The organism is Desulfosarcina widdelii (assembly GCF_009688965.1).
GTDB classification, from domain to species: domain Bacteria; phylum Desulfobacterota; class Desulfobacteria; order Desulfobacterales; family Desulfosarcinaceae; genus Desulfosarcina; species Desulfosarcina widdelii.
The window spans coordinates 2,776,211-2,792,818 of sequence record NZ_AP021875.1 but is presented as its reverse complement, the minus strand read 5'-3'; the positions used below and the strand labels follow the sequence as shown (position 1 = coordinate 2,792,818).

Below are 16,608 nucleotides of genomic sequence, written 5' to 3'. Positions count from 1 at the left end.
CGATCGGTTTTTACCGGCTGTTTGTGCCCTATTGTTTCACGACAGCCGGTACAGCAAATTTCAACCCCAGTTTCTTGAGTGTCTTTTCCCTGGGAATTCCGTCGGCATCCCAGCCCCTGAGCTTGTAGTACTTGGGCAGCATTTTTCCGATGGGGACAGTCGATTTCTTTTTGCTTTCCGGCAGCGGTTCGTCGGTGAACCGCCCGGGCAGGGTGTCCGCCTGCTTGCTGAAGCCTTCACGCAGGTTGAAAAGGCGTTCCAAGGTGTAGCCCCGAGCCCCCACGCGCGTAAAGCGGCCGAAATCCATTTTCATGCCCGTGACCTGCTTGAGGACTTTGCTGTGGGGCAAAAGGGGCAGGTGCAGCTTCATGAAGAACGGTGGGACCTTCAGCAGGCCGTCCACGACGGGCCAGGAAAGGGTCAGCAGCCAGGTGATGGTCTTGGCCACCCAAGGGAAACGGGATAGGGCAAAGGCGATCCCGGGGACAAAGGTCCAGGAGGTGAACAGGCAGTTGCCGCCGGCGCTGATGGCGGCCAGCAGGTCCTGATCCAGGATTACCCATCCGGGCTTGGAACGCAGGTGCAGCGGGTTGAGCGTGATGGGACCGGTTACCTCCAGATAGACCAGATAGCCGCCGTCCAGGTGGCAGGCCCCGCGGCTGGCCGTGGCGTAGCCCAGGCCATGACCCACGGATGCCCGGGGTTCGTAAGCGGCGATTTCCAACCCCTTGACGTGTGCGGCAAACTCAATTCCACCATATTTCTCCGACAGGAATTTCACTCCTTCTGCCAGATCGCTGCCAACACCCCGCCGATGGGCGATGTCTTCGAGGATGGCGGAAATATTTTCCTTGCGGCCGAAACGGATGCCGCTGTCCCACATGCCTTTTTCGTTGAGTTCCATAGCAAAACCGAGCAGGTTGCCCACCGTGATGGTGTCCATGCCAAGAAGATCCAGTTCGTAGTTCCAGCGAATGATGGCTTCAAGGTCGTCGATCAGCAGGTTGGAGCCCATCAGGCAGAGGATTTCATATTCGGGGCCTTTGACGTTCTTGCCGTCCAGCTCCACCACCCGGCCGCAGCGGATGGGGCAGGAGACGCAGCCTTCGTTTTTGACCAAATACTCCTCGGCCAGGCGCTGGCCGGAGATCTTGTCAGCATTTTCATAGCTTCCCCTGGAAAAATTCTTGGTGGGCAGGGCGTTGCCGGCGGACAGGGCGGTGAGAAAAACGGCGGTGCCGTAGCGCGGAGCTGCATCGCCGGTGGCCGGGTGGCTTTTGAGCATTCGAGTCCACTTCTTGACACTTTTGCGGAAACGCTTTTTGTCCCGGATGGGGATCTTGCATTTTCCCCGCGCCACGATGCCCTTCAGATTCTTCGACCCCATGACAGCACCCATGCCGGTTCGGCCGTGGCTGCGTTCCTGGGAGACCACCGTGGCAAATTTGACCCGGTTCTCTCCGGCAGGGCCGATGGCCAGGGTGCCGCCCTTGCCCATGGCGGCCTGGGCGGCCTGGGTGTCCATTCCCCATATTTTTTTTGCATCCCGGATTTGAATTTGATCCTGATCCACTTCGATGTAGACTGGTTTGTCCGCTTTGCCGCGGACGATCATGCCGTCCCACCCGGCCCGCTTCAGGCGGATGCCGAAGTTGCCGCCGCTGTTGGAGTGGCCGACGGCGCCGGTGAGGGGGCTTTTGGCCGAGATGTCGTAGCGGCTGGTAGACGGAGCCCCCGTACCGGTTAGGGGCGATGTCATGACGATCAGGATATTCTCTTCGGAAAGGGGGTCGATGCCCGGCGCCAGCTCGTCCCACATGATTTTGGTGGAGAGAAATCGACCGCCGAGAAAGCGTTCGCGGTCCTCGTCGGAAACCGGGTATTCACCAATGGCACCGGTGGAGAGGTTGATGTCCAGAACTTTTCCCATGTATCCGTCGAATCGGCTGGTCATGCGGTTGATCTCCCATTTATAAGGCATCAGTTGACTTTTTTTAGGGAATTCAATAGGTGAAGTCAAGAAGATTTGAATTGAGTTATAATTTCGAATATTATTCATTCTATGAACCTTATTGAATAGTGCAGATCCAGAAATAGGCCAATTGGGTCGAGATCGAGGCGCACGAAAAATTTTACCGCAGTCATATGGTTGATATTTCGAGGATAAAATTTTTCGCGCAACAAAGATATCGGGCAAATTGGCCATTTCTGGATGGGCTCTAAATAGAGGTGCCCGGAATGAAGGTCTCCACACGCAATCTGGTAAAGCTCCACGGATGGCGAATCGACCGCTTCGTTCACAACTATCTTTATTTCGTCTTTTATCGCCCCTATGTCCGCGTGGCCATGGCCATTGTCAGACTTTCGCGCCGCTTTATCCGGTTCAAACCCCTTGCCGGGGTGGCCCGGATGGCATTCGACCGCTACCACAGCAAGGTGCTTTCGGCCGGCGACGTTCAAAAGATCCTGCGCCTGGAGAAAAATATCCATTCGGTCTCCCAGAAGAACAAACAGGTGGTTCCGTTTCGTTACGCCACCCGCATCATTTTCCAGGAGCCCGAATTCATTGCCGTCATGGACTGCCCCTGCAAGGCGGCCACCGGAACCTGCGAACCGTTGGCGTGCTGCATCGCCATCGGAAAAAAAACGGCCGGGTTCTGGCTGGACCACTGTCAAAAGTACCATGCCCGACAGATCGGCCAAGAAGAGGCGCTATCCATCGTTCGGTATTACCGCAGCCAAGGGCACATCACCCAGGCCTTTTTTAAGGTGGCCACCGGCGGCAGCACCGGGGTCATCTGCAATTGCTGCCCCGACTGCTGCGTAAGCCTCCAGGCTACGGCTGCAGCGCGCGCCCTGGATCCCGGTTTGACGATGAACGCCCCGGCGGGCTATCGGGTCGTCCACGATCAGGACCGCTGCAGCGGGTGCGGGCGGTGTGTCGAAATCTGTCACTTCCAGGCGGTGCGCATAACGGACGGCCGGCGCCTTTACGACGCCGCGCGGTGCATGGGGTGCGAACTTTGCGTGGAGCATTGTCCCGAATGCGCATTGACCCTGGAGATCAATCCGGACAAGCCCCTTCCGCTGGATCTGGACCGTTTGCCGTAAATGATGGTATGATAGTACCCACTGCACGCAAACGGTGTCGATTCGATTCTCCCGATATTAACGAACAGGCTCATAAAAAGTCACATTTCCGACGGATTCGTAAAAAGGTCGAGATCAAGGCTTGCGAATCCTGAGGAATGAGGCGTACTTTGGCGTACGCCGCAGTGACGAAGGATGAGCGTAACGCCGATATCGGCCTTTTTACGAATCCGTCAACGAACGAATGGAGGCAACCATGAAGACGCTGTCCTACGGACTGGATGACAAGGTGGCTGTGGTTACGGGCGGCAGCCGCGGCATTGGGCTGGACATGGCCAAAACGCTGCTTGCCCAGGGCGCCAAGGTGGCGATCTGCGGGCGCAAACAGGAGGGGCTGGACGCGGCCGTAGCCGAAATGGATGGCGGTGACCGGGTGCTGGCCGTCGCGGCCCACGTTGCCAAGGCAGAGGACGTGGACCGGCTTTTCGCGCAGACCGTGGAGCGGTTCGGCCGCATCGATGTGCTGTTGAACAACGTGGGGATGAACCTGATTACCAGTGTGGTGGACGCCGAACCAGCCCTGTTCTCCAAGATCGTGGAATCCAACCTCACCGGGACCTGGCTTTGCTCGCGCAAGGCGGCCCGGCTCATGCGCGAACAGAAGGCCGGTAAAATTGTCAGCATCACCTCTATCGCTGCCCGGCGGGCCGCCCCTTTCATGGGAGTATACGGCATCGCCAAGGCGGCTATCGAGATGATGACCAAGACCCTGGCCCAGGAACTGGCGCCGTTCAACATTCAGGTCAACGCCGTGGCCCCGTGCATGGTACGCACCGGCTTTTCCAAGCCCTTCTGGTCCAACGAAGAGATGCTCAAGGAGATCGTCAAGGCCATCCCCATGGGCCGCATCGCCGAGACCGCCGACGTGGTTCATCCGGCCCTGTTTTTGTCTTCGGACGGGGCCGGGTTTATTACGGGGCAGACGCTGATGGTGGATGGGGGCGCCAGCGCGGTATAGGCTTTGGGATCTGGTTTTACCCCGCCGGCAAGTCTTAACTTATCGATAAGATGTGTCGATAATAAGGTGAACGGTTCGCTATTTATCAATTTGGTTGTGGCCGTGTCGATCGAATCGGGTGACGCTGGCACCATTTACCGGGGGAGTTCGTAAGGATAGCAACCAACGGCGACCGAAGGAAGAAAGGGTGATAACAAAAGAGCTTATAAAGGATATCCTGATGAAGTGTCCATTCGGCGTCGTTGTCATCGGAAAGGATCGCAAGATCCGCTGGGCAAAAGAAGCCGCCTGCACCATTGCGGCTGTGGACGATCTGGCAACGATCGTGGGCCGCCGTTGTGCCGAGTTCCTGTGCCCGGATGAACAATGCGATTGTCCCGTTCTCGATCATGGCCGGGAGGTCAACAATGCTGTAAGCATCCTGCGTCGCTACGACGGCAGCTTGATCCCGATTCTGAGAAATGAAAGGCGATCGCTAAAGATGTCTCGATGCCGAAATGGACGATTACATCACCAAACCGATCAATCCCAGTGAACTGGACGATATTTTAGAAAAATGGATAGAAGCTCGCGCTTAAAACGACTGGATCGGGCGGATTGCATGAAGACGTGACGATCGACGATGAGCCGAACCCCTCCATGGGCTTTTGCCGATTAAAAAGAAATTGCCGATTATCATTATTCACAGGGAACGGACGATGGCCCAAGAAATCAAAAAAAGAAACCTGCCGGAATCGAATCTTTCCCAAATCATTCATGGCATGGCGATACCCGCCTTCGTCATCGACCACATGCACACTGTTACGCACTGGAACCGGGCCTGCGAGAAATTAACCGGGGTTCCCGCAGCCGATGTGATCGGCACCCAAGACGCCTGGAAAGCGTTCTATCCCGCAAAGCGGCCCGTATTGGCCGATCTCGTCGTAGATCGTTCTATCGAAGAGGTGATCGCCCGGCATTATAAAGGCAAATACGAGAAATCCGTATTGGTGGACAACGCCTACGAGGCCCAGGATTTTTTTCCGAATTTGGGAAAGGAAGGCAAGTGGCTCTATTTCACGGCAACTCGACTGACGGATTCGTCAAACAAAATCGTCGGGGCGATCGAGACCTTTCAGGACCTGACGAAGCGCAAGCAGGCGGAAAAGTCGCTCAGGGAAAGCGACAGGCTGCATGGCGTCATCGAAATGGCCGGCGCGGTGTGCCATGAAATGAATCAACCGTTAATGGTCTTATCCGGCATTTCCGAGTTGCTGGCATTGAAAATTTCAGAAGATGATCCACTCCTGTCAACCATCCAAAAAATCGAAGTACAGGTTCAGAGGCTGGCCAGTATCAACCACAAATTGATGAATATCACCCGTTACGAGACCAAAAATTATCCGGGCGGAAAAATCATCGATATCGACAAGGCAACATCCAAATAACCTGTACATTGGCGTCATTCCTGAAAAGGCGGGGATAAACCCCGCCACCACGAGGGCATGCGATAGTTGCCTGCAGAATCGCGGCGTGAAGCCGTTGCCACGAACCCATCCCGTCCTTTCGGATATGTGGCTGCAGGTGCATGAAAAGCGTTTTACGGTTTTATCGCCCTGTCCTATTCCACCCTGAAAAACTTCTCTTCGAATTCCGGTCGGTCCTTGTAGCGTGCCATGAAAAAACCGGGCAGCTGGTCCATGTTCTCGAACAGCCCCGGGTCGGCCTCGATGCCGGCCTGGTGCAGGGCCTTGACGATGTCCGCCGGTTTGGGCGGGCACCCCTTGACGGCGATCATTTCGTTGATGTCGGGATTGTTCTTGTGCTTCTGGTACATGCACTTGCCCAGCAAAAGGGTTTTCTCCATGCCGGGCGTCGGATTCATGCGTTTGCCGGTAAGCACTTCCAGGCGGCCTTCAACCCCTTCCTTCCAGGCAAAACGGATGGCGGTGAGCGTCAATCCGTTCAACTGGCTGCAATAGGTGCACATGGTGTCGTCGTACTTGCGGTAAAAGACCCCCTTGATGCCCTGTTTGGCCAGCGCCATGGGCAATTCTCCGGTTTCGTCGCTGGAATAGGCAAAGTCGTAGTTGTGACGGCTGGCCAGTTCCTCCATGGATTCGCCCACGACCGTCACATCGGAAAGATCCGCGGGCCTGCCGCGGTTGGCGGCAGCCATGGCCAGGTGGGGCACTTCCTGCGGCTCATAACCGAGCAGTCGCGCACCGACCATATCCGCGGAAAGGATGTCCCCGGATGCCACCAGGATGTCGCTTTTGCGCATGCTGCCGTCGGGTCCCGGACCGCGCTCGAGGGTATAGATGCCGTCGATAAGGGTGAACACCGGCGGCAGCTTGTCGGCCAGGCGGGCCACCATGAAATCCAGGTTTTTCTCCGGATCGGCGTTGTGGCATTTTTTGCGGGAGGGGATGTCGATGGTGCCCTTGAGATTCTTGATGCCCAGACTCACCATGGTCTGGTTGTGGGCCTTCATGGCAGGCAGATCGACCACCAGGTCGCTGTGCAGGATGTCCGTATTGAAATTCAACGTGATGCCGTCCCCGATGTCGACCTTTTCGAAGGGCCGCTCGAAGACGTTGATCGCTTTGATTCCGTAGCGCTTTTCCAGGGTCTTGTATCCCAGGTTTTCGTGGGCGTGGGCCGGCGTTTGTGTATCCCGGGGGTCCTGGGTGACCGTGCCTTCGCCGATGGTGATGTCGTCCACGCCGCGGTCCTTGAGTAGCCGCACCATGTCCTCCACCACCCGGGAGGTGGTGATGACCCCCCATTTAGGGAAGGAGACGCTTTTGGTCCAAAAGACGATGTTGGGTTTGATGAACACCCGCATGCCGGGTTTCAGGTTTTCCAGGCCTTGGCTTAATGCTACGGCCTTTTTCACGGATTCGCGGGGTTTTTCATAGCGGACGATGGCAACGGTTGATAAAGTCATCACGGCTCCTTACTTTTTAGCGGATTCGAAAAAAACAGCCGCTATCCTATTGGTGATTTGCGGCAAGTCAAGGGAAAATGAATCGAGATTCATTTTTCTTGACGATTTTGACGGGACTGGGATAGTTTTACCTGTCCGTGATTTGGCCAATAAAGGAACACCCGATGACTGAAATTTACCTGATTCGACACGGCCAGGCCTCCTTCGGCCAGCCGGCTTACGACTGCCTTTCGCCGGTGGGCGAGCGGCAGGCCGAGCTGTTGGGCCGGCATTTCGCCAGCAATGGCATCCGCTTCGACTGCATCTATTCCGGCGCGCTGAAACGGCATTTGCAGACGGCCACCATCGCCCTGAGCCAGATGAACGGCTACAATGCCAAGGACATCCACATCGATGACGGTTTCAATGAGTTCGGCGACTCCGATAAACTGATGAATCGGCTCACCGCCGTGATTGAGGAGGATCCCGACCTTTCCGAACAGTTGGCGCAGATTCACACCAACCACGGTGCCATTCGTCGGATTTTCGATATTGCGGCCAAGGTCGATGCGATCCCCAGGGACGAAGAAGTCCATTTGCAACGGGTAAAGGAATTCCGGGACCGCATCGACAGTGCTATCGACAATCTGGTGCAAAATCTGGGCGAGAACAAGAAAGTGGCCGTCTTCACGTCCGGCGGTCCCACGGCGGTGGCGCTACGCAAGACCCTGGAAACCTCCCGGGATCAGACCATCCGCCTGGGATGGGAAGTGCGCAATACCTCCGTTACCGTGCTGCGATACGATCAGGATCAGTTGTGGCTGGTTCTGTTCAACTGTGTGGCCCATCTGGAGAGCCAGAACGATCCAAGCCTGATTACCTACATCTGAAAACTGAATCCCTAATTTTTGAACAGATATTGGTAGCCGGCGTAGCCTTCCTTTTCAAGTGCGTCGGCAGGAACGAACCGAAGGGATGCCGAGTTGATACAATAGCGTAGCCCCGTGGGCTCGGGGCCGTCCGGGAATACGTGACCCAGGTGGGAGTCGGCGTTCTTGCTGCGGACTTCGGTTCGCACCATCAGCCAGCTCGTATCCTTTTTCTCGACCACGTTGTTGGGATCCAGCGGCCGGGTGAAGCTGGGCCAGCCGGTGCCCGAATCGAATTTGTCGGTGGAGCTGAACAGTGGTTCGCCGGAAACGACGTCCACGTAGATGCCGGGTGCATGGTTGTCCCAGTATTCGTTTTTGAAGGGCGGTTCGGTTGCGTCCTTCCGGGTCACCCGGTACTGCAGGTCGGTCAGCTTCTTCTTGAGTTCCGCATCGGTTGGAACCGTGTACATCATTTTCTTTTTTTGACCTGTCATCTCCACGGCAGTGCTCATTTTTTTATCCTTCAGCATGTCCTCGGCCCAGGATTTTTCCAGAAACCGATCCCTTCCCGATCCGGAGCGGTACCATTTGTAGCGCAGTGGATTTTTTTTGTAGTAATCCTGATGGTAATCTTCGGCTTCGTAAAAGGTTCCCAGCGGAAGAATGTCGGTGACGATGGGGCGGTCGAATTGACCGGAGGCTGCCAGCGCCTTTTTGGAGGCTTCGGCGGCTTTGCGTTCGGCTTCGTTGGCGTAAAAGATGACGCTGCGGTACTGGTTGCCCCGATCCACGAACTGGCCTCCGGCATCGGTGGGATCCACATGCCGCCAGAAATGGTCCAGCAGTGCTTCGTAGGAAATTCGATCCGGATCGTAGGTGACCTTGACGGCCTCGACGTGGCCGGTGCCGCCGGCCGAGACCTGTTTGTAAGAAGGCTCGGCTATCTGGCCGCCGGTGTATCCCGATACGACCGCGATGACGCCGTCCAGTTTTTCGAAATCCGATTCGGTGCACCAGAAGCAGCCGCCGGCGAATACGGCGGAGCGGGTATGTTCAGCCATTTTTTCCATGGTTTTCTCCATATTTTCGTCTGTGCCCCTGACTTGCTGATATCCCAGAAAGACTGCAGCCAGGACCAGCGATAGCAGAATGATTCGTTTCATTGGGTACCTCCTGTTGGTCTGTCCGTTTACTTGCATTCACAGCCAGACAATAGGACCTTCGCGTAAAGCATGCGTAAGGATAATGTAAAGATCGGGTAAAGATTTTCAAGAGAGGGAAAGGGATGTTTGTTGTCTCCTGGTTGACGGACCGATTTTCCCGTTTTACCGTTTAACGGACCAACCCGGCGCAATGTTGACAAGCGATTCCGGCCCGATGCTGGCTGGATCAGCTGGATCGAACATGCCACGGATAACCGAAAAGAGGAGACGCTATGAAGTTTACCATCGACCACTTTAACATCAATGTGTTGGATCTTGACAAAAGTCTGTCCTTTTATGAAGAAGCGCTGGGATTGAAGGAAGAGAAACGCCACACCGCGGATGACGGCAGTTATATTATCGTTTTTTTAGGCGATGGGACGACGGCCAATAAACTGGAGCTCACCTGGTTGAAATCTCAGGAAAAACCATATGACCTGGGGGATGAGGAGTTCCATATTGCCTTTAGAACGCCCGATTTCGAGGCCGCCCATGCCCTTCATACAAAGATGGGCTGCATATGCTATGAGAATAAGGCGATGGGTATCTATTTTATCAACGATCCGGACGGCTACTGGCTCGAAGTCGTACCGGTGCGATAGCCTCCTGATCCTAACAAAAGAGTTCGTGCAAAAATACGTTGGCAGAATTGGCAGCTGAGGCGCCCGGCCGACAAGGCGTGAAAATGAAAGGCATATTGGAGATATGTCGCATTTTCACAACGCAGGCGGGTGGGATGCATCCGCTTTCAAAAGTTGAAGTTATTTTTGCGCGAGCCCAAAGGGTCACTTCGAATCGAGCGGGTCGGCTTCGGCTGTCCGGGACGACCGGGGCAGCGTAAAGCCGATATGCAGGATGCCGTCCGACAGCTGGGAGTGCACCCTGCCACCGTGAGCCTCCACCAGTTCCTTGACAATGGACAGGCCGATGCCGGCGCCGCCGTGCTGTCGGGAGCGGGATTTCTCTCCTCTGAAAAAACGCTCGAAGAGATAGGGCAGGTCGTCGGGAAGAAGATCACCGGCGAGGTTGGCATAGTCCACCTGCATGTCGTGCTCCCGTTCTGCAATGCGGATCTTCACGGTCGAATCCGGCGGGGCATATCGAATGGCATTTTCGGTCAGGTTGCGAAGGACCCGGACCAGGCGGTCCTGGTCGGCGGTTGCGGTCGCCGGGGATGCGGGAGCATGGATGTCGACGATCAGGGACTTCTTCCGGATGGCCGGTTGAAAAGGGGCCAGGGTGTCGTTGACCATCTCAACCAGGTCGACTGCTGCCGGCTGAAGCCGGACTCCGGCGGCATCGGCCCGGGCCAGGGCAAGGACGTCTTCCACCAGCTCCGCCAGGCGCAGGGTTTCTTTCTGCAGCAGGGAGAGGGTGTCCGGGTCCGGCGGCAGCACACCGTCGTTGAGCGCTTCCAGGTAGCCCCGGATGTTGGTCAGCGGCGTGCGCAGTTCGTGGGCCACATCGATCATCAGGGCGCGGCGCAGGCGTTCGATTTTTTCGAGGTTTTCCGCCATCCGGTTAAAGGCCCGGGCCAGCTGTCCGATCTCGTCGGCCGTGGCTACCGGCACCCGCGCCGAGAACTCGCCGGCACTGATCTTCCCCGCCGCGGTATTCATACGGGTCAGCGGTCCCAGGATAAGGCGGTTCATGAAGAAGCTGAGAAGCGCGGCCAGGCCGATGGCTCCTGCAAAGCCCCAAATCAGGTAGCGGTGCACGGATTCGACGAACATGGCATGGGCCGGTTCGGGCGAGATGTGATACTTTTCCATGAGGGTGACGAAGTAGCCGGCCGCCAGGGTGTCGATGGCCAGCCACACCACCGCCACGGCAAACCCGACGACGATCAGGTTGACGGCCAGCAGCTTGACGATCAGGTAGCGTCGGATCATGGTGGCACCCTTTCGGCAAAGCGGTAGCCGATGCCGCGCACGGTTTTGATATATCGGGGTTCGGCGGGTGCCGGTTCGATCTTCTGGCGCAGCTTGCCGATGTGGACATCCACTACCCGATCGATGACCACCGCCTCGCCTTTGGGATAGAGATGTCCCAGCAGTTCGTCGCGGGTGAAGGTGCGTCCCGGAGTTTTCATGAGCGCCGCCAGAAGGGCATATTCATGGGGGGTGAGATCCACCGGCCGGCCGTCTATGGTCAGGCGGCGCTTCTCCAGGTCCAGGCGGACCGGCCCATGGGTCAACACGGCTTCGGTCGACAAAGGGGTATTGGCCGTCCGACGCAGGACGGCTTTGACCCGCGCCACCAGTTCCCTGGGGCTGAAGGGTTTGACCACGTAGTCGTCGGCGCCTAATGTGAGCCCGGCCACCCGGTCGATCTCTTCGTCCCTGGCCGTGAGCATGATGACCGGTACATCGGAATGCTGCCGCAGACGACGGCAGACCTCCCATCCGTCCAACTTGGGGATCATCAGGTCAAGAATCACCAGATCGGGATGATGGCGGTCCGCCAATCGCAATCCGGCCTCTCCGTCTCCGGCCGTAATCGCCAGAAAGTCTTCCCTTTCCAGATACAAGGCCACCAGGGATCGGGTGTTCTCGTCGTCTTCGATAACCAGGATGGTCGGTCTATCCATTTTTTGCACCCAATTCCCGGTGCCGGAAACAACTCACCAGATGGTCGTTCACCACCCCGCCGGCCTGTAGAAACGCGTAGCAGATCGTGCTGCCCACGAAGCTGAATCCTTGCTTTTTAAGCGCCTTGCTGACCTTGTCCGACAAGCCGGTGTTGGCCGGTACATCGTTTTCGGTCGCCCAGTTGTTCTGGATCACCCGGCCGTCGGTGAAGTCCCAGATGTAAGCATCGAAGCTGCCGTGGCGCGCCTGAAGGTCCAAAAATGCACGGGCATTGTTCACCGTGGCCCGGATCTTGAGGCGATTGCGGACGATGGCCGGATTGGCGATGGCAGCGGCGACGGCGTTGTCGCTCATCGATGCCACCCGCTGCGGATCGAAATCATAGAAGACCTTGCCAAAGGCCGCACGCTTGTGCAGGATCGTTTTCCACGACAATCCGGCCTGGAAGGCATCCAGAACGATAAACTCGAACCACTTGCGGTCGTCGTGAACCGGAACGCCCCACTCCTCGTCATGGTATTGCTGCATCAGGGGATCGTCGCCGGTCCAGGGGCAACGAATTTTTTCATCGGCTGTCATGGCGCACGGCTCCTTTTCGCTTGCTGCGGATCGATGATACTCACCGGCGGTCGGTTGTTATTTGTCGGTCATTTCCTTGAAGGTTTTTTTGGCGGAATCGACCGCTTCATCCACTCTTTTTCCTGCTTTCTCCGCAGGGCCTTCCTTTTCGCAGCCCACGGTCGTGAAACCCAACAACGAAAACAGAACACAACCAATCAAAACCATTTTCAGTGTTTTCATTGCAGACCTCTTTCTTTTGAAGAATTATTCTCGAGCCTCGTATCGACGGGAAGCCAGAAAACCAGGTCGGTCTGGCGGTCGCCTCCCAGAACAAACGGCTGCTTTCCGACAGGGTTGAATCCCCATTTCCGGTAGAATCTTATCGCCCGCTCGTTTTTACCCCACACCCCCAGCCAGATGCCATGGGATTTCCGGCTTTTCGCTTCGTCGATGCAGGCACGCATCAGGGCAGCTCCCACACCGCATCCGATCCAGCTTTTCATTATATACCACACTCAAGTTCGGGAGAGAATGGCCGAATTAATAAGCGACCACCTAACCCTGTGAGGATAAATATGATTTTTGACGGAGACCTGAGCAAATACCATCCTGCCGACGCCATCATGTTCCTGTCCCAGTTGAATCTCAACGGAGTGCTTTCCATCGCCGAAGACCAGCGCCTGATTACGCTGAGTTTCGACAATGGTTTCATTGTCGATGCCTATTCCTTAAAAGGGGACGCAAAGGTCCTTCAGAGCCTGATTTACAGCGGAAAGGTCACCGCCGACCAGGTCAAGCGAATCCGCCGCATTCAGGAGGAAACCGGGCTGTCCATCCGTTCGATCCTCACACAGATGGATCTGTTTCCCCTTTCGACTGTCACGGAAAACCTGTTGACCGGAATGAATGAAGTTCTACTGGAGATGTTTCTGCTCGACAAGGGGGGCTTTCACTTCACGGACACACCGGTGGAAAAAGACGGGGCCGAAACCAAACTGGATGCCCGGGTGATGGCGATTTCCATTGCGGCTCAATCCGACGAATACCGCGACTGGATGACCGGCATCGAGTCGCTGGATCGCGAAATTTTTCTGGCCGAGGCCCATCCTTCCTCCCTGTCCACCGAGGAAAAGGTTGTGCTGAGGCTGGTTGACGGTTGCCGTACCCTCGGACAGGTCTTCGAAAAGGCCCCCTTCGAGACATCCACGGTTATGGGAATTATCCAGGAACAGATGGAAAAAGGAGCCGTCACCCTTTCTCCGGCGGATACCGCAGAAATTCGGCTGCAGGGAGCCGCCGTCACAGATCCGCTTTTCGCCGCTTTCCGCCAGGCCCTTAAGAAACTGATGTCCAGTGATGACCCCATGAAGCGCATCGAGACCCTGGTCACCTTCTGCAAAGGCTTGTACGATGTTGTCCTGATCCTGACCGCTAAAGAGGGGCAGATCGTGCACTGCAAACAGATGCGGTATACCAGGGAGAAGGGACTTTTCCAGAAGTCCACCGCCGGACAGCTGGGCAGGCTGGACCGGGAGCCGGTCTTCGATGCTGTGCACCGGTCGAGGGTCGGGTTCTTCGGCAGCCGTTTTCCTTCCGAGATGCTGGAAAAGTTCTCCGGGCGGGTCGAATCGGGTGAGTGTGCCCTGATTCCGGTGGTCATCAAAGGTCAGGTGGCGGTCTTCCTTTACGTTTTCAGTGAGAAGGGATTCACAGGGATTTCTCCTCAGCAATACCTTGAATTGCTCTCCTGGATGGTGACTCCCAAAAAGACGATGGCCGATGCCGGGATGTTGAAGGCCAAGGCGGTCGATCAGGCAGGGACCAAAAACGGAGTGGGCGCGAACGGCGGACCCATCGCAAAACAGCTGGTGGCCAAAATATACGAACTGCCGCCCCTGCCGACCGTGGTGACACGTGCCCTGGACATGCTTTCCGATCCCGAGGTGGACATCAGGGAAGTCGAGAAGGTGATCGGCAACGACCAATCCCTGGTGACCAAGCTGATTAAAATCAGCAATTCGGCGCTTTACGGCGGACTCCAACGGGTCGAATCCCTGAGCCAGGCGTTGGCCCGACTGGGCGCCAGAACCACCAAGAGCCTCATCCTTTCCACCTCCATGCAGGCCTATTTTTTCAGGAACAATCCCGGGATGCAGACCTGGGGGCAGTCTTTGTGGCAGCATGCCGCCGAATGCGGAACGGCCGCCCGCCGGATTGCCGTCGCCGCCGGTTACGACGACCCGGAGAAGGCTTTTGTCGGGGGGGTGCTCCACGACATCGGCAAGCTGGTTTTACTCCTGGTGAGCGGAGACATCTATCGCCGGGTACAGAGCCTGAAAAAGCGGGAATGCCTCTGCGACCACGAAGCAGAGAAGTCAATCCTGAAAACCGATCACATGGAAATCGGCGAATTGCTCATGGAGAAGTGGAACATGCCGGCCTCGGCCAAGGCCTGCGTGAAATCGCACCACCATGTCGAAGACGCCGGAACCGAACCTAACCTGGTCCGGATTGTTGCCTATGCCAATCACCTCAGTCATCTTCACGGCACGCCGTTCCAATGGTTCGTTTCCGATCCCGAGGGCGTTTCGAAGCAGATGGCCGAAGGGCTGGCCCTGCCGGCCGATGTCGACGCCAAACTGGTCCAAGCGGTGATCGCTGACTTCCAGCAGACAGGCTTGTTGGCATAGGCCAGGGATCGACCCGTTATGACCGCCCGAAAAGAACTCGACCGGCCCACCGTCAGGAACCGTTGATCACCGTAATTTGATCATTCAAGGTCCAGAAGTCGTACAGATACCCCACGCCAAAGATGCCGCCGGTAAGCAGATAGACGATGCCGGTCAGCCATTTCCCCATGTACATGCGGTGAATGCCCAACAGGCCTAAAAAGGTGAGCAGCACCCAGGCCAGGGTATAGTCCAAGGGCCCGGCGCGAAACCGGAGGCTGGCCTGCCGGTTCAGACCGGGGATGAGGAACAGGTCGATGAGCCAGCCGATGCCCAGCAGGCCCAGAGTGAAGAAATAGATGGTTCCGGAGATGGGTTTTCCGAAGTAAAACCGGTGCGAACCGGTGAATCCGAAAATCCACAGGATGTAGCCCACGGGTGTCGGGTGGGTGGGGTTGTCGTTCATTTAAAGCCGTTCCTTTCCTTTACGCATCGGTCTGTCCGACGATACGTGATGGCGTGTTGATCCTGCAATAAATCTTCCATTTTTTCAATTGAAACAAAATTGTCTACCATATTGCGTAATAGTTACAAAACTGGCGCACGATGTCCAGGCGTGACGATTAGAGGACGCCCAAAAAAATTTATATCCTATTACTATTAAAGGATAAATAAAGTTTGTGGGCGTTCGGTGAATTGGCATGTGTCGTGCTGCTGTCCCTTCCTCAACGAGTCCGGTTTAGCGGGGCGGCGGATGTGGAGAGGAGGTGACAGGAGGCAGCCAGACAATGGTCATCCCGTGGCGCAAACCGATTGATCGCCTAACCGATTAAATTTTTTCAATGCACAATGAGGAGGAGAAGCAGTGATGAAACACATTATAGTAGTCATGATCCTGGTGGCGTCCCTGGCATTTACCTTTCAGAGCGTATCGGCAGCGGATGTCACCGGCGCCGTCGATCTCAATTCCGCCTATGTATGGCGAGGCATGACTCTCAATGACGGGTGGGTCGCCCAACCTAGCATCGACATTGCCAAAGGCGGTTTCGACCTCAACGTCTGGGGCAACTTCGATATGGACGACTATGACGACAGGCTGGATTCAGGAGAGTTTTCCGAGGTTGATCTGACCGCTTCCTATGGCTTCACAGTCGGTATGGTGGATCTTCGGGTCGGCTACATCGAGTATCTGTTCCCCACGACGGATGCTGGTGGTGCGCCGGGAACCCGTGAACTTTTTGCCAATGCGGGAATGGATCTGGCGGCTGGTTTTGCCGTCTCTTTAGACGTGTACCGGGACATCGATGAACTCAAGGAATGGTATACCTCGTTGGGACTCACCTATTCCTATGCCGTCAGCGAGAAGCTCAGCCTGGGGGCGGGCGCTTCCATGGCTTGGGCCGGAGATGACTATTGTTCAGACGGCAGCGCCGGCTTTTACGACTACAATCTTTCGATTTCGGCCGGGTACGTCATCACTCCGGAATGGAGCGTTTCGGCATTCATCAAGTATACGGACGCCCTCGACAGCGACAACCTGGCAGACAAGGATGACGGCGGCTCCCTGGATGTAAAAACCTATGGCGGCGTCGGCGTCACCTACACCTTCTGATAATCCCTGCCCGTTGTCAGAACCCATGCGTATTCAGGCTGCCGGGTGCGGCGCTCAAAGGGCGCACCCGGCAGTCCCCTTTCAC

General features: G+C 56.3%; 17 protein-coding genes. 8 read left to right on the top strand and 9 right to left on the bottom strand.

From position 1 onward, the window contains the following. Positions 1-28: 28 nt before the first annotated feature. Positions 29-1,954, bottom strand: coding sequence for an aldehyde ferredoxin oxidoreductase family protein (locus GN111_RS13125; RefSeq protein WP_170302263.1), 1,926 nt, complete (start codon positions 1,952-1,954; stop codon positions 29-31). A gap of 284 nt (positions 1,955-2,238) precedes the next feature. Here GN111_RS13125 and GN111_RS13120 point away from each other — a divergent pair, with 284 nt between their 5' ends. The 4 genes from GN111_RS13120 to GN111_RS13105 all read left to right on the top strand — a co-directional run bounded on the left by GN111_RS13120 (position 2,239) and on the right by GN111_RS13105 (position 5,535). After that, complete coding sequence (locus GN111_RS13120) at positions 2,239-3,111, top strand: 4Fe-4S binding protein (protein ID WP_155304184.1); 873 nt, start codon at positions 2,239-2,241, stop codon at positions 3,109-3,111. A 235-nt stretch (positions 3,112-3,346) separates the two neighbouring features. After that, entirely contained in the window at positions 3,347-4,108 is a 762-nt protein-coding gene (locus GN111_RS13115) for an SDR family NAD(P)-dependent oxidoreductase (RefSeq protein ID WP_170302262.1), read from the top strand. Positions 4,109-4,328: 220 nt separating this feature from the next. Then, complete coding sequence (locus tag GN111_RS13110) at positions 4,329-4,643, top strand: nitrogen regulation protein NR(II) (RefSeq protein WP_155304182.1); 315 nt, start codon at positions 4,329-4,331, stop codon at positions 4,641-4,643. Between the two features lie 163 nt (positions 4,644-4,806). Next, the gene (locus GN111_RS13105; protein WP_155304181.1) at positions 4,807-5,535 is read left to right on the top strand and encodes a histidine kinase dimerization/phospho-acceptor domain-containing protein; all 729 of its coding nucleotides are present in this window, start codon (positions 4,807-4,809) and stop codon (positions 5,533-5,535) included. Between the two features lie 173 nt (positions 5,536-5,708). On the opposite strand, the gene GN111_RS13100 is transcribed toward GN111_RS13105, so the two are convergent. Continuing rightward, a complete protein-coding gene (locus GN111_RS13100; RefSeq protein WP_155304180.1) occupies positions 5,709-7,037 on the bottom strand; it encodes a DUF362 domain-containing protein in 1,329 nt (442 codons plus the stop codon). A gap of 164 nt (positions 7,038-7,201) precedes the next feature. On the opposite strand from GN111_RS13100, the gene GN111_RS13095 reads away from it, so the two are divergent. Then, entirely contained in the window at positions 7,202-7,906 is a 705-nt protein-coding gene (locus GN111_RS13095; RefSeq protein WP_155304179.1) for a histidine phosphatase family protein, read from the top strand. An 11-nt stretch (positions 7,907-7,917) separates the two neighbouring features. On the opposite strand, the gene msrB is transcribed toward GN111_RS13095, so the two are convergent. Further along, positions 7,918-9,051: a peptide-methionine (R)-S-oxide reductase MsrB gene (gene msrB, locus GN111_RS13090; RefSeq protein ID WP_155304178.1), complete on the bottom strand. Its 1,134-nt coding sequence runs from the start codon at positions 9,049-9,051 to the stop codon at positions 7,918-7,920. A 272-nt stretch (positions 9,052-9,323) separates the two neighbouring features. Here msrB and GN111_RS13085 point away from each other — a divergent pair, with 272 nt between their 5' ends. Further along, a complete protein-coding gene (locus tag GN111_RS13085) occupies positions 9,324-9,692 on the top strand; it encodes a VOC family protein (protein WP_155304177.1) in 369 nt (122 codons plus the stop codon). A 183-nt stretch (positions 9,693-9,875) separates the two neighbouring features. Here GN111_RS13085 and GN111_RS13080 read toward each other — a convergent pair whose 3' ends face one another. From GN111_RS13080 to GN111_RS13060, 5 genes are read right to left on the bottom strand one after another with little or no spacing between them, the layout of a single operon-like run. Then, entirely contained in the window at positions 9,876-10,982 is a 1,107-nt protein-coding gene (locus GN111_RS13080) for an ATP-binding protein (RefSeq protein ID WP_155304176.1), read from the bottom strand. After that, positions 10,979-11,680 (bottom strand): response regulator transcription factor, encoded by a 702-nt coding sequence (locus tag GN111_RS13075; RefSeq protein WP_155304175.1) that lies wholly within the window; start codon positions 11,678-11,680, stop codon positions 10,979-10,981. Before GN111_RS13075 ends, GN111_RS13080 begins: the two co-directional genes overlap by 4 nt. Continuing rightward, positions 11,673-12,260 carry a DNA-3-methyladenine glycosylase I gene (locus GN111_RS13070; RefSeq protein ID WP_155304174.1) on the bottom strand — a complete coding sequence of 196 codons (588 nt, stop codon included), beginning with the start codon at positions 12,258-12,260 and terminating at the stop codon, positions 11,673-11,675. Before GN111_RS13070 ends, GN111_RS13075 begins: the two co-directional genes overlap by 8 nt. 57 nt (positions 12,261-12,317) lie before the next feature. Then, positions 12,318-12,482, bottom strand: coding sequence for a transport-associated protein (locus GN111_RS13065; RefSeq protein WP_155304173.1), 165 nt, complete (start codon positions 12,480-12,482; stop codon positions 12,318-12,320). Beyond that, complete coding sequence (locus GN111_RS13060; RefSeq protein ID WP_155304172.1) at positions 12,479-12,745, bottom strand: GNAT family N-acetyltransferase; 267 nt, start codon at positions 12,743-12,745, stop codon at positions 12,479-12,481. The genes GN111_RS13065 and GN111_RS13060 overlap by 4 nt, the downstream gene beginning before the upstream one ends. Before the next feature lie 72 nt (positions 12,746-12,817). Between GN111_RS13060 and GN111_RS13055 the strand changes: the two genes are divergently transcribed. Next, positions 12,818-14,932 carry an HDOD domain-containing protein gene (locus GN111_RS13055; RefSeq protein WP_170302261.1) on the top strand — a complete coding sequence of 705 codons (2,115 nt, stop codon included), beginning with the start codon at positions 12,818-12,820 and terminating at the stop codon, positions 14,930-14,932. A 52-nt stretch (positions 14,933-14,984) separates the two neighbouring features. Here the strand turns inward: GN111_RS13055 and GN111_RS13050 are convergent, their stop codons facing one another. Next, on the bottom strand, positions 14,985-15,377 hold the full coding sequence (locus GN111_RS13050; protein WP_155304170.1) for an NINE protein: 393 nt from the start codon (positions 15,375-15,377) through the stop codon (positions 14,985-14,987). Between the two features lie 402 nt (positions 15,378-15,779). On the opposite strand from GN111_RS13050, the gene GN111_RS13045 reads away from it, so the two are divergent. Next, the gene (locus tag GN111_RS13045) at positions 15,780-16,523 is read left to right on the top strand and encodes a TorF family putative porin (protein WP_155304169.1); all 744 of its coding nucleotides are present in this window, start codon (positions 15,780-15,782) and stop codon (positions 16,521-16,523) included. The last annotated feature ends 85 nt before the right edge of the window (positions 16,524-16,608 follow it).

Coding starts and splice junctions, on each gene's coding strand:
- GN111_RS13110 (WP_155304182.1), top strand. CDS start 4,329: ATGAAGTGTCCATTCGGCGTCGTTGTCATCGGAAAGGATCGCAAGATC.
- GN111_RS13050 (WP_155304170.1), bottom strand. CDS start 15,377: ATGAACGACAACCCCACCCACCCGACACCCGTGGGCTACATCCTGTGG.
- GN111_RS13115 (WP_170302262.1), top strand. CDS start 3,347: ATGAAGACGCTGTCCTACGGACTGGATGACAAGGTGGCTGTGGTTACG.
- GN111_RS13065 (WP_155304173.1), bottom strand. CDS start 12,482: ATGAAAACACTGAAAATGGTTTTGATTGGTTGTGTTCTGTTTTCGTTG.
- GN111_RS13105 (WP_155304181.1), top strand. CDS start 4,807: ATGGCCCAAGAAATCAAAAAAAGAAACCTGCCGGAATCGAATCTTTCC.
- GN111_RS13120 (WP_155304184.1), top strand. CDS start 2,239: ATGAAGGTCTCCACACGCAATCTGGTAAAGCTCCACGGATGGCGAATC.
- GN111_RS13070 (WP_155304174.1), bottom strand. CDS start 12,260: ATGACAGCCGATGAAAAAATTCGTTGCCCCTGGACCGGCGACGATCCC.
- GN111_RS13055 (WP_170302261.1), top strand. CDS start 12,818: ATGATTTTTGACGGAGACCTGAGCAAATACCATCCTGCCGACGCCATC.
- GN111_RS13045 (WP_155304169.1), top strand. CDS start 15,780: ATGAAACACATTATAGTAGTCATGATCCTGGTGGCGTCCCTGGCATTT.
- GN111_RS13100 (WP_155304180.1), bottom strand. CDS start 7,037: ATGACTTTATCAACCGTTGCCATCGTCCGCTATGAAAAACCCCGCGAA.
- GN111_RS13060 (WP_155304172.1), bottom strand. CDS start 12,745: ATGAAAAGCTGGATCGGATGCGGTGTGGGAGCTGCCCTGATGCGTGCC.
- msrB (WP_155304178.1), bottom strand. CDS start 9,051: ATGAAACGAATCATTCTGCTATCGCTGGTCCTGGCTGCAGTCTTTCTG.
- GN111_RS13080 (WP_155304176.1), bottom strand. CDS start 10,982: ATGATCCGACGCTACCTGATCGTCAAGCTGCTGGCCGTCAACCTGATC.
- GN111_RS13075 (WP_155304175.1), bottom strand. CDS start 11,680: ATGGATAGACCGACCATCCTGGTTATCGAAGACGACGAGAACACCCGA.
- GN111_RS13125 (WP_170302263.1), bottom strand. CDS start 1,954: ATGACCAGCCGATTCGACGGATACATGGGAAAAGTTCTGGACATCAAC.
- GN111_RS13085 (WP_155304177.1), top strand. CDS start 9,324: ATGAAGTTTACCATCGACCACTTTAACATCAATGTGTTGGATCTTGAC.
- GN111_RS13095 (WP_155304179.1), top strand. CDS start 7,202: ATGACTGAAATTTACCTGATTCGACACGGCCAGGCCTCCTTCGGCCAG.